At 54.7% G+C, this 10,533-nt stretch carries 12 protein-coding genes; 3 read left to right on the top strand and 9 right to left on the bottom strand.

Annotation, left to right across the window (positions count from 1 at the left end; translation table 11 throughout):
* The first annotated feature begins 36 nt into the window (after positions 1–36).
* The gene (locus tag VFO10_RS24800) at positions 37–498 is read left to right on the top strand and encodes a hypothetical protein (RefSeq protein WP_325144690.1); all 462 of its coding nucleotides are present in this window, start codon (positions 37–39) and stop codon (positions 496–498) included.
* 45 nt (positions 499–543) lie between these two features.
* Here the strand turns inward: VFO10_RS24800 and VFO10_RS24795 are convergent, their stop codons facing one another.
* Complete coding sequence (locus VFO10_RS24795; RefSeq protein WP_325144689.1) at positions 544–1,632, bottom strand: hemerythrin domain-containing protein; 1,089 nt, start codon at positions 1,630–1,632, stop codon at positions 544–546.
* Positions 1,633–1,830: 198 nt separating this feature from the next.
* Here VFO10_RS24795 and VFO10_RS24790 point away from each other — a divergent pair, with 198 nt between their 5' ends.
* Both VFO10_RS24790 and VFO10_RS24785 read left to right on the top strand, forming a co-directional pair.
* Positions 1,831–2,130 (top strand): hypothetical protein, encoded by a 300-nt coding sequence (locus VFO10_RS24790; RefSeq protein WP_325144688.1) that lies wholly within the window; start codon positions 1,831–1,833, stop codon positions 2,128–2,130.
* A 107-nt stretch (positions 2,131–2,237) separates the two neighbouring features.
* On the top strand, positions 2,238–3,041 hold the full coding sequence (locus tag VFO10_RS24785) for an N-acetylmuramoyl-L-alanine amidase-like domain-containing protein (RefSeq protein WP_325144687.1): 804 nt from the start codon (positions 2,238–2,240) through the stop codon (positions 3,039–3,041).
* Here the strand turns inward: VFO10_RS24785 and VFO10_RS24780 are convergent.
* The 8 genes from VFO10_RS24780 to VFO10_RS24745 all read right to left on the bottom strand — a co-directional run bounded on the left by VFO10_RS24780 (position 3,033) and on the right by VFO10_RS24745 (position 10,531).
* Positions 3,033–4,094 carry an undecaprenyldiphospho-muramoylpentapeptide beta-N-acetylglucosaminyltransferase gene (locus tag VFO10_RS24780; RefSeq protein ID WP_325144686.1) on the bottom strand — a complete coding sequence of 354 codons (1,062 nt, stop codon included), beginning with the start codon at positions 4,092–4,094 and terminating at the stop codon, positions 3,033–3,035. The genes VFO10_RS24785 and VFO10_RS24780 overlap by 9 nt on opposite strands.
* 14 nt (positions 4,095–4,108) lie before the next feature.
* Positions 4,109–4,564: a hypothetical protein gene (locus VFO10_RS24775; RefSeq protein WP_325144685.1), complete on the bottom strand. Its 456-nt coding sequence runs from the start codon at positions 4,562–4,564 to the stop codon at positions 4,109–4,111.
* 3 nt (positions 4,565–4,567) lie between these two features.
* A complete protein-coding gene (locus VFO10_RS24770) occupies positions 4,568–5,278 on the bottom strand; it encodes a hypothetical protein (RefSeq protein WP_325144684.1) in 711 nt (236 codons plus the stop codon).
* Complete coding sequence (locus tag VFO10_RS24765; protein ID WP_325144683.1) at positions 5,256–7,025, bottom strand: tetratricopeptide repeat protein; 1,770 nt, start codon at positions 7,023–7,025, stop codon at positions 5,256–5,258. Before VFO10_RS24765 ends, VFO10_RS24770 begins: the two co-directional genes overlap by 23 nt.
* Positions 7,026–7,136: 111 nt before the next feature.
* A complete protein-coding gene (truA, locus tag VFO10_RS24760) occupies positions 7,137–8,015 on the bottom strand; it encodes a tRNA pseudouridine(38-40) synthase TruA (protein WP_325144682.1) in 879 nt (292 codons plus the stop codon).
* Positions 7,981–8,940 (bottom strand): hypothetical protein, encoded by a 960-nt coding sequence (locus tag VFO10_RS24755; protein WP_325144681.1) that lies wholly within the window; start codon positions 8,938–8,940, stop codon positions 7,981–7,983. Before VFO10_RS24755 ends, truA begins: the two co-directional genes overlap by 35 nt.
* Before the next feature lie 14 nt (positions 8,941–8,954).
* Positions 8,955–9,782 (bottom strand): CDP-diacylglycerol--serine O-phosphatidyltransferase, encoded by an 828-nt coding sequence (gene pssA, locus VFO10_RS24750; protein WP_325144680.1) that lies wholly within the window; start codon positions 9,780–9,782, stop codon positions 8,955–8,957.
* Positions 9,783–9,841: 59 nt separating this feature from the next.
* On the bottom strand, positions 9,842–10,531 hold the full coding sequence (locus tag VFO10_RS24745; RefSeq protein WP_325144679.1) for a hypothetical protein: 690 nt from the start codon (positions 10,529–10,531) through the stop codon (positions 9,842–9,844).
* Positions 10,532–10,533: the final 2 nt, after the last annotated feature.

Genomic DNA, 10,533 nt, shown 5'->3' with positions numbered 1-10,533 from the left:
AGCTGGCAGACTCTTTTCAATTTGGGAGGATTAAATATGACCGACTTGAATCCCCAGGATAATCCGCAAGGCCTGCTTGCGTCACAGGCACAGCCTTCTTCTGACATCCCTGGCAACCTACGGCCGACGTCTTCTGAAGATATGATCCCTCAGCCCTTGGATTCCCAGGGCATTCTGGCTTCGCGGCCGCAGTCGGGTCTGGATAGCGAATCCCCCGACTTTGACGTGACCACGTCAATCGGAGCGTCCATCAATGAGAGCATGATGATGCCCTCAGAAACTCTGGTAGGTGATGGACCTGATATCAGCGCGAGCTCTGATACCATGTTCGCTCAAGGCTCGGATGATGAGCTGGCTTCTCAGACCATGTGGCAAAAGCAGGCGAAGGTGATGGATCAGAAGATCCGTCAGAATCCTTATGCCTATATCGCAGGAGCCCTGGGTCTTGGCCTTGTGGTGGGACGCAGTCTCATCTCGGGTCGCAGTCATTCCGTCTGAAGCCGGGACCGAAAAGAACCGCGGTTGACCGCGGTCTTTTTGCAATCAAAGGCCAGTCTGAGCCGACGAGGCTTCGGACGAGTCTTCATTGGCGGCTGAAGCGATGATCTCATCGACCCCCACATTTTCCTGAATCCGTTTTTTGGCTTCCATGAAATCCCGTGACATTTCCACGAGGACCTCTTCACTGCTGTTCTTCTTGATCAAGGGGAAAACCTCATTCTCTTCCTGATCCACGTGATGTTTGACGAGTTGCTGCAGGTCGTCGATTTTATCCAGGAAAGCCTCACGATCGTCGATGACGTCACTGATCTCGTCGAGCAGTGTACGAAGGTCTTCATGCTCCTGCTTCGCATCCGCAATCAGATTCTTCATGTCGCTCAGATTCTGAAAGCGTCTGTACACGGTTTCCTCTTCCGCGATGGAATGCGAGGTGAGATCCGCCTTCAGCTGATGGAAAATACCTGCGTCTTTTTCGGGTTCTGTGTTTTCGGTGATTTCCTTGAAAAGAATGTCCACCTTCCGATGATCCATCGTCAGGATGGGGAGGACGCTCATTTCATCGGCAGGCTTCGCGACCTTGCTCATCACCATGCCAGCCACGGTCGCTACCGCGTCGCGCGCCCGTCCGAAGATGCCGGTGACCGGCTGATTCCCCGTGATCCACTCCACACCCGCGCTTTCCATGAGTTTCATCAGCTCGGACACATGGCGGGTAAAGCCTGCGTAAACACCATCAAAGGCCCCCAGTGCGATTTTGATATCAGGGTCCGCGGTCTGCACCGATTTATGCACGAGATGGCTGCACATCATCTGATTCTGCTTCAGGAGGATATAAGCTCCCAGCTTCTCCAAAGGGATGGAGGCTTCATTGGTCACGATGTCGCTCACCGTATCAGCCAACTGCACTGCCGCATAACGCGGCTCCACCCGGATCCCGTAGCTGCCGATCACGGTTTCGAGCATGCGAAGGTTTTTATCATCCTCCTCCGCCATCGTGCGAAGTCCTCCATGGGCTTCGCCATCCATAAGATTCAAGGCCTCGTTACAGGAAAGAATCGTTTTCTGCCGGTGAAGAATATCCGCCAATTCAAAACCTATGGCTTCCCGCATATCCTGTTCTGAAACTTGCATATCCGATTCCTCGCGTATGATTTTCAAAAAAAGAGTTCCTGTCCTCGGGATCAAGCTAACACCGCTGACGTCATCCTTAAAGAGGGATGGCTGAATTTTTCCGGGTTTTTGCTTAATTTTATGGTGAAGGAAATTGGATGCAGCGCTTTGGAATTCAACTTGCAGGGTACTGAACCGACACCAAGGAAGGAGATCCTGATGAAACATTATTTTGGAATCCCGGCGCTCACCTGCGCTCTTCTCCTGGCTGGAGCACAAAGCGGTTGGGCTCAAGCCATGAACCCACCGGCAGATAAAAGCGTCAGCGCAGGTCACGATGCGAATCACAGCCGCGCCACAACCCATACCAGCCCAAAGAACGTCAATCCGAAAGTGGCCAAGGATTCACGACACTGCACCGCGAATCAAAACTTCGTGAAGCAGGGTGATCACATGATCTGTGTTCCCCGCACCACCAACGACAGCGGCATGCCCATGGGCAAGGAAAAAGCTCAGTAAACCGTTCAAGGGATCGGGACGGGATGACCTTCCCTTTCCCCATGCTTCTGTTTTAAACTGATAGCCAGAGGCTCCTGCCACTCGATTCATTCCATCAGGTTTCCAGCATGCCCTTGATCAAAGAGACTCTGTTCACACTGCTTTTGGCAGGCTCACCCACGCTTCCGCTGGGTCAAAGCCTGGACGCGATCAGCGCCTTTTTCCTGGATATACGCTTTAAGACAGATGCGCTCGGTGAAGGCCCAGGCGCGCCGGACAGCGATCCCATTGCCCGCCTGGATGCCTTTGATTGCACGACTTACGTGGAAACGGTGTGGGCCATGCACAGGGCCAAAGCCGGGCAGGACTGGACCAAGGTCCTGCAAGGCCTGCGCTATCGCGGTGGGCAGGTGAACTTCACGGAACGTCTGCATTTCATTTCCGTGGATTGGCTTCCCTATCATCAAAAAGAAGGGCGGGCTCAGGATGTGACGGCGACTTTGGGCCTGCCGCTTTCCGAAGCGAAGACTCTGATTGACCGTCGCGGCTGGTATCAGAAAAAGCATCCCGCCAATCTGTTGGAATTCCTGAGCCGCTATCCCAAAAGCGAAGCGGAGTGGGCCCTGGTGAGGTACGTGGATTTCGGCGCCCTGTTGGATAAGCCCGCGGCTCTTGAAAAGCTGCGCGAGGAATTAAAAAAAGGCGCGCTGCTCGCAAACTTCGTCAGGCCGAATTTTGATATGGTCAGTACGATAGGCACGGCCATTGATATCACGCATCAGGGTTTTCTGGTTCTTAAGGATGGCAGGATCATTCTGCGGCATGCATCGGTGAGTCTGATGAAGGTCGGTGATGAGGACTTCCTGGATTACCTGAAGTTTTACCGTCATCACCGCAGTCTCAAAGGCTTGCAGATCGTTCGTCTACTTTAGATTCAAAACCTTGTGCAGATAATCGAAGATCACCTTGGCAATACCTTCGCCGCTGCCGCTCTTTCTGAGGCGCTCCTGCATCGCGGGAGCCTCCTGCCGGGTCTTTTCTATGGCCGCGATCAGCGTTGCCGGTGAAAGCTCGGTCTCGCGAAGTACCTGGGCCCAGCCCTGCGATGCGAAGGATTTGGCGTTATCGACCTGATCACCGCGGCTGGCGATTTCCAGAGGAATCAGGAGCATGGGTTTGGCCAGCGCCTTCAGTTCGAAAAGGGAATTCGCGCCGGCCCGCGTGACGACCAGATCAGCCAGAGCGAAGATATGTTCGAGTCCTTCATTCACATATTCAAATGCGGCATAAGACGGATGCTTGAAGTCGATGCCCTTGCCTTTGCCGGTCAGATGAATGATCTGCCAGGTGGGAACGAGTTCCGGAAGGGCTGAACGCAGAGCTGCGTTGATTCGCTCGGCCCCGGAACTGCCACCCATCACCAGCATGGTTGGACGACCAGGATCGAAGCCGCACATCTTCGCGCCCTGCTCGCGGCTGCCATGCAGAAGCTGTTCACGCACAGGAATCCCCGCTGCAACCGAACGCACGCCGGTCAGATATCTCTCGGTTTCAGGGAAGCAGTAGAAGATCAAACGGCAGAAGGGTTTGATCAAGCGGTTCGCAAGACCGGGCGTCAGATCCGATTCATGCGAAACCACGGGAATTCTTAGAACCCAAGCCGCCAGCGCCACCGGCACGCTGACGAAACCGCCTTTGCTGAATACGAGATCGGGTCTTTTGCGGAACAAAAGAAAAAGCGCCTGGAACACGCCGATGACCAGACGGAAGATATCGACGAAGTTTTCCACGGAAAAGTAACGCCGCAGCTTGCCAGTCTGAATTGTGTAAAAGGTCAGCCCGGCCTTGGTCGCCAGCTCCTTTTCGATACCACGCGAGCCGATGTAGAACACCTCCCAGCCCAGCTTCCGATACTGGGGCAGAAGGGCAATATGTGGCATCACGTGACCGGCCGTGCCACCTCCTGTCAGCGCGACTTTTACCATGGGATTCTTCCTTATCAAGGGAGCTGTAAGAGAGTTGGAATCTGTCTTTCCAAAGGATACGCTTCTTCAATGGAGCGGTACATCATGCGCCGATCCATAATCACCGGGCGAAAGCGCGGAAGCCTTTGACCCAGAAACTGCAGGACCTTTTCATCCAAAGGATCGAGCATGCAGACCTGAAAAGTCCCATCATCATCGCGATAGGGGATGAAGCACTTGTATTCCTGCGCCTCGGGCCAGGAGATCATGGCCAGAGCCTCCGAGTCCACATCCGAGGCATCGAAGCTATAGAGGCGGTCGAGTTTGAAAACTTCGGCGATCGCATCGGCAAGGCTGTGTTCCGCCATGATATGCGTTTCGAGCAGGGCCTCGTAGGTGGTGACCTTCCATTTTTCCGCGTACATGCCCAGCATGCGCACGTTGGTGGAGGTGATGTAACCAGCGTCTTCCAGAGCTTCGAGCAGTTTCAAAACTCACTCCTCCTCTTTGGGGGACCAACGGCATTCGATGCCCTGCAGATTCTCAGCGGTCAGGACCATGCTCGCATCCCTGCGGCTTTGCAGCTGCACCGATTCCTTGCGCAGGCCCCAGTAAACATCCCAGTTCGAAGTGGACTGCCAGGCCCAGGGGCTGTCACTGCCATGCTTGGCGATCGTCACCTCTGTCAGGCGTTCCTGGTCCTGAACGGCCAGATGAAGTCCGTCGGCGTCCGCCTTATAGGATACCACCTGGCGCAGCCAGCCGCGTGGCAAATGTCCCGAGAAAAAGCAGGGGAACTCATCCGGCTTCAGACCCAGTTTTTGGCCTTTATACCGCAAAAAGCCTTCGCGCGTGATCGTCACGCTCTCCAGCCAGTTGCCGCCGCGGCCGGTGGCCTCGAAGCTTTGCTTTTGCTTATTGAATTGAATTTGAAAAAGGGTCTGCCCGATCGGTGAGTAGCTGGCGAGTCCCCAATCCCCGCTGGCTTTAGCGGCCCATTCCAGATCCGCAGCTTCCACCGTTTGCCCGTTCTGATTCACCTGGAAGGCCAGCGCCCCATTGGTACTGGCGCATTCCACAAAAATCGCGCTGGCATAGGCAGGCAGCTGGACATCGACATAATGCGGCTGGGTGGTCGTACAGGCTGCACCCAGCAGCAACCAGGGAAGCGCCGCAGCAGGGCTATTCAATCTTCTTTTTGACACGTTCATACTTTTCCTGAATGCGAAGGCGATCCTTATCTTCCATTTTGGCTTTGGACGCCTTGCCATAGATATCCAGGGCTTTTTTCACCTCGCCCAGCATCTCATAGGTTTCCCCAAGATGCTCCAGCACCACGGCTTCATTGGGCACCAGTTCATTGGCGCGCAGGAGAACGTCCAGAGCCTTCTTATAATTCCCCTGCTGAAAATAGATCCAGCCCAGGGAGTCCAGATAATAGCCGTCCTCCGGTTTGATTTCGAGAGCTTTCTTGACGTGGAATTCAGCATCCTCCAGGTTGATGCCTTTTTCCGCGTAAAGGTAGCCCAAATAGTTATGGGCTGCGGCGTGCTCGGGTTCCTTCGCAATGACCTGCTTGAGCGTGGCCACCGTATCATCGTAGCGCTGGGCCTTCTCAAGATTGACGGCTTTCAGGAAAAGAAGATCCACGCGCTCGGGATATTTTCCGTAACCTTCATCGAGCAATTTGATCGCATCATTATAACGCTGGCGACTGGCGAGGATATTCGCTCCCAGGGGATAGAAATCCGCGGAGCGATCCACCTGGGTGTCGATGACCTCGCGCACGACGGCGAGTGCGGCCTCGACATTCCCAACGCGCCGGTGCAATTCGATCATCCGATAACGGGAATGCACGAAGAATTCCGAGCTGGAATCAAAGCCCTCATAGGTCTTCAGCGCGCGCTCATACTGCTGCGTGCGCTCCTGACCAAGGCCCGACATGTAAAGGATGCGTTCGGCCTGGGGATTGCGCTGAGCCAGAGAATCCAGAAGTTCGGAAGCTTCCTTGAACTTCTGCATTTCCCAATAGACGAAAGCCATCTGCAGACGAATGCCTGGAACCTCGCGCCTCGCTTCTTTTTCGGAGTTTTGCAGCATCTTCAACGCATCGTCCAGAGTACCCAGCAGCTTGTAGTGACCCATCATGCGGGAAATCAGATCATCGTTGGTAGGATCCAACCGCAGGACGGCTTCGTAAAGGTTGATGGCTTTTTTGGATTCGCCGTTGATATCCAGGACCACAGCATAGAGATGCACGCGTTCGGGGTCATTGGTGTCCAGCTCATAGGCGCGACGGGCGGGTTCCAGCGCCAGCTTTTTTTGTTTCAAGGTCAGATGAAGTCGGGCCAGCTGCATCCAGCCGTCCGCGAATTCGGGAGTGTTGCGCAGCATTTCCTTGGCGATCGGAACCGCTTCCTTGAATTTCTGCTGCGCCTGCAGAAGCTGCAGAAGGACCACATAGGCCTCGACATTGCCGGAATCATACCGGGTCGCAAGCCGAATGTGCTGCTCAGCCTTTTCAAACTGTCCAGCGGCCGAAAGAAGGCGGCCATAGAGCAATTGAATTTCGGCATTCTTCGGATAAAGCAAAACCATTTTCTTGGCGAGCTGCAGTCCGCCTTCCACGTCTTCATTGGCCCTGGCCTCGATGAGTTTCGATGCCAGGAATGGATTCGGATCAAGGTTATAGGCGTTTTCCAGGAATTTGCGGGCCTTTCCCATATTCCGATTCAAAGCTTCGTATTCACCGGTCAGAAAATAGAACGAAGCATTCGCTTTGCGCCGCGTCGGGGACCAAAGATCCATCGGCACCTTGTCGTCTTCCATGCTGGGCCGAATTTCCCCGTCCTTCGGCATATTTTTCGCGGCATGAGTCTGCTGGCAGGAGGTCAGGAGCTGACCGCCTAGCAAAAACGGCCAGAACACCAGGAGGCCCTTATTCTTGGCCATACGTCTCCCTTTGATACGGAATAAAACGGTACATACCATTATAAGGGCAGGCAGGCTGATGGGGGCCAGGGAAAAAAATGAAAGCGAAAAAGGAAAAGGACCGAAGGCTGATCAGACGCCGGCTGGATCCTCGGGCAGACCTAAAGAGAAGCCAAATTCAGAGCCTCCACTGATCAGGGACGCAGGAATCTTTTCCGTCACGTCGTAGAAGATGCGGAGCAGCGAAAGTCCATGCGCAGGCGCGGTTTGTCCCGCTGCACGGCGATCATGGGCGGATAAAATTCTTTTGATATCATCGGGCTTGAGTTTGCCAAGACCGACTTTCACCAGTGTTCCCACCACACTGCGGACCATCTGTTTCAGAAAGCCATCGCCGAGTATGTAAAATTCCAAAAGCGGTCCGCGCTGAACCCAGTGTGCTTCGAAAATGGTGCGATCATAGGTCGCAACGCTGGCGTCACTGGCACAGAAGCTGCGAAAATCATGGGTGCCGAGCAGATGCCGCGTGGCCTCCTGGAGTGCCGAGAGATCCAGATCATGATGCATCGACCAGACAAAGGGCCTAGTAAAAGGATTTTGCGGCGTTCCGAGCCAGATGCGGTAACGATAGACCTTGCTTTTCGCGGACAGGATCGGATGAAAATCCGAGTCCCAGGGCCGCAGATTCAAAACCCCGATCGTGGGCGGCACAAGAGCCTGCAGCGAACGCAGGGCAAGTTCACAGTTGATGGCTTCCGCACTGCGAAAGGTGGCCACCTGCTGCTCGGCGTGAACACCAGTATCCGTACGCGAGGCGCCCAGAATTCGAAGCTCCTGGCGCAGGGCCGTGCGCAGAGCCTTTTCCAAGACATCCTGCACGGTATTGCCTCCAGGCTGACTTTGCCAGCCTTGAAAAGCAGTCCCGATATAGGCCAAATCCATGCGATAGGTAAAGAAGGGTGCGGGGGACCCGCTCTCAGCGGAGTCCTTCGAAGCTAAAGGCGATTCCATATTGCTTTCTGTCGAAATTGCCGAACTTGTCGCGCGTGGTTGTGATGTTTTCAGCGAAAAGGCTGAGGTAATAGCGATCCACACCCAGTGACCTGAGGGAATTGTCGGAACGCGCATCCAGGCCGGTTAGACTGAAAGAGGCCATGACTCCGGTCGCAAGCCCTTCATTCCATCCCGAGCTTGTATAAGTCGAGGAGCTGCTGCTGGTGACTGTCGATGGCAGATTGGGTTCGATGGTTTCCTGAACGTAAAGGCGTTCAATGCCCATCCAGCCGCGAAAAACAACCCAGCGCGTTTTAAAGGGCGCCAGGGCCAGCTCCGCTGAAATCTGCGTGGGAATCAGAGTCAAGCCGAGCTTTTGATTATCATCCCTGCGTTCGCTCGTCAGATCGCCTTTCAGCGGCACAGTCGGACGTTCGGCGAGCGGATGGCCTTCGGCATGGTAATAACCCACGCGGCCCACGATGCCGATATCGAAGATGTAACTGAAAAGATAGTAACCGCCGTAAAAATAAGGCGAGTAACGTTCTTTACCGTAAAGGTATTCGTAGTGATTGTACTTGCCGATATTATCAGGGCGCGTGGCCCCGAACCCAAAGGTGGCACCGGGACGTCGACGGCCTTCCACAAGGCTGAATCCACGCGATGATTCCTTTTTTTCCGCATCTGCGGCCGTTGCAGGAGCAGGCGGCGGAGCTGCTGGGGGCTGCTCCTGAAGATCGCGCGTCACGACCGGGGGCTTCGGCGGCGGAACGGGAATGACAGGAAGTTCGGGTTCGACCGGATCGCTATCATCCAAAATAGACGAATGAGGAACCTCAGGGGGCGGCTGCGCCCGACCGAGTTCCGCATCATCATCCTGAGCCTGAAGCTGCGGCGCCACCGCATTCAAAGCGAGAAGGGCCAGCAGACAAATGTTTCGCATGGGTCCTCGTTCACTTAAGGTTCGATGGAACCTTGTTCACTCTGTTCAAAGATATCATCGTCATCGACGATCTTGGTCCAACCGAAGAGCCATTCCAAAGGTCCGCTCAGCGCATAACCGAAGAAAATAATAAAGCCGAAGATTTCGGGCTGGGTCGCGATCAGGGCCACCATGCCCACGGCCAGAACCAGGAGTCGGAATGGTTTTATCCCACGAATGTTAAGTGTTTTATGAGATCTGTAGGGAATGTTGGTGACCATGGCCATGGCCAGAAGCAGGCCTGTGATGCCGAAGAACCACTGGCGGAACATGGAATTTTGAATCAGGTTCTCGATCCAGAAGAGCAGCTGGAAATCACTGGGTTTGGTTTCGAATTCCATCCAAAGCGCCACGAAGCAAGCGACCACGCCCGCGGCCATGGGAATCGGCAGGCCCGTGAAATCACCCGAGGCTTTGCCGATCGAGCTTTGCACATTGAAACGCGCAAGGCGCAGAGCGCCGCAGGCGAGGAACATGAAACATACGATCCAGCCGAAGCGTCCCGCTTCCGAAAGCCCGGCCTTGTACATCAGAAGAGCCGGAGCCGCACCGAAGGATATCAAGTCGCAGAGTGAATCGTACTGAACGCCGAATTCACTTTGGCTATTGGTCATGCGCGCGACGCGGCCATCGAGGACATCGAAGATGGCCGCCAGGAGTATGGCCCCCGAAGCCCAAAGGAAATTGCCCTGCAGGCCTTTCACAATCGAGAAGAACCCGAAGAAAAGGTTACCGGTCGTGATCAGGTTCGGGAGGATATAGATCGCTCCACCGAGTTTGCGTCGTGCGCCAATTGCTTTCATAGGCCTACCTATCAGACGAAAATTCACAAGTCGATCGAGTTGATCCATTCCGGTTCCCCTCAAGCTTTTCTCTCAGCCTTTTCTTCCGGAGCTGACTTACGTAAATACTGCGGCATCGGTAAAACATCGCTCAGCTTGCGGGAATTTGCAATGAAGTCCTGGAGCATGGCGTTGAGCATTTCATAAGCCCGGGCCTCGATCGGCGAGCTGTGAATGAGAATGCCGGTGCGTTTCCCCAGGTCATTCAAACGTGGCCAATCCCCGAGGCAGCCGACCCGTCCCGGATTCGAAGCCAGGAGGGAACGCGGCTCCTGTCCAGGAATTTCAAGACGGATGCTTTCCATTTCGAGGTTCACAACACCCACCTCGGACCTCGTTGCAAAGTACCCATGCGTGGCCGTGGCCGGCAGGATCCAGGTACTGGCTTCCAAAGCCACATGAGCAAAACAACCGAGGGCCGAACTCGCATAAAAACCGAGTTTGGGATTGGCTCGATGCAGGCCGTAAACAAAAGCGAGACCGATTTTGATTCCGGTGAAAGAACCAGGGCCGGCCCCGACGATCACGCCTTCGATTTGATTCCAGCTCTTTCGCTGCCGGGTCAAAAGACCCTGAACAAGGCCTGGCAGATCCGCGGCGGCTTCCTGGGGATTATTCCTGATCTCGACATCCAAAAGACGACCGCTGCTGGCATCAGCAAGCGCCAGGAGTGGACCTTTCAGACTCGTATCAAGCAAAAGAATGAGCACAG

The sequence above is a fragment of the Oligoflexus sp. genome, from assembly GCF_035712445.1.
Lineage (GTDB): Bacteria > Bdellovibrionota_B > Oligoflexia > Oligoflexales > Oligoflexaceae > Oligoflexus.
The sequence above is the reverse complement of the archived record's forward strand: the minus strand, read 5'-3'. Positions and strand labels throughout refer to the sequence as shown.

Excerpts from the sequence above, each read along its gene's own strand:
- VFO10_RS24800 (WP_325144690.1), top strand. The coding sequence starts at position 37 with ATGACCGACTTGAATCCCCAGGATAATCCGCAAGGCCTGCTTGCGTCA.
- VFO10_RS24795 (WP_325144689.1), bottom strand. The coding sequence starts at position 1,632 with ATGCAAGTTTCAGAACAGGATATGCGGGAAGCCATAGGTTTTGAATTG.
- VFO10_RS24790 (WP_325144688.1), top strand. The coding sequence starts at position 1,831 with ATGAAACATTATTTTGGAATCCCGGCGCTCACCTGCGCTCTTCTCCTG.
- VFO10_RS24785 (WP_325144687.1), top strand. The coding sequence starts at position 2,238 with ATGCCCTTGATCAAAGAGACTCTGTTCACACTGCTTTTGGCAGGCTCA.
- VFO10_RS24780 (WP_325144686.1), bottom strand. The coding sequence starts at position 4,094 with ATGGTAAAAGTCGCGCTGACAGGAGGTGGCACGGCCGGTCACGTGATG.
- VFO10_RS24765 (WP_325144683.1), bottom strand. The coding sequence starts at position 7,025 with ATGGCCAAGAATAAGGGCCTCCTGGTGTTCTGGCCGTTTTTGCTAGGC.
- truA (WP_325144682.1), bottom strand. The coding sequence starts at position 8,015 with ATGGAATCGCCTTTAGCTTCGAAGGACTCCGCTGAGAGCGGGTCCCCC.
- VFO10_RS24755 (WP_325144681.1), bottom strand. The coding sequence starts at position 8,940 with ATGCGAAACATTTGTCTGCTGGCCCTTCTCGCTTTGAATGCGGTGGCG.
- pssA (WP_325144680.1), bottom strand. The coding sequence starts at position 9,782 with ATGAAAGCAATTGGCGCACGACGCAAACTCGGTGGAGCGATCTATATC.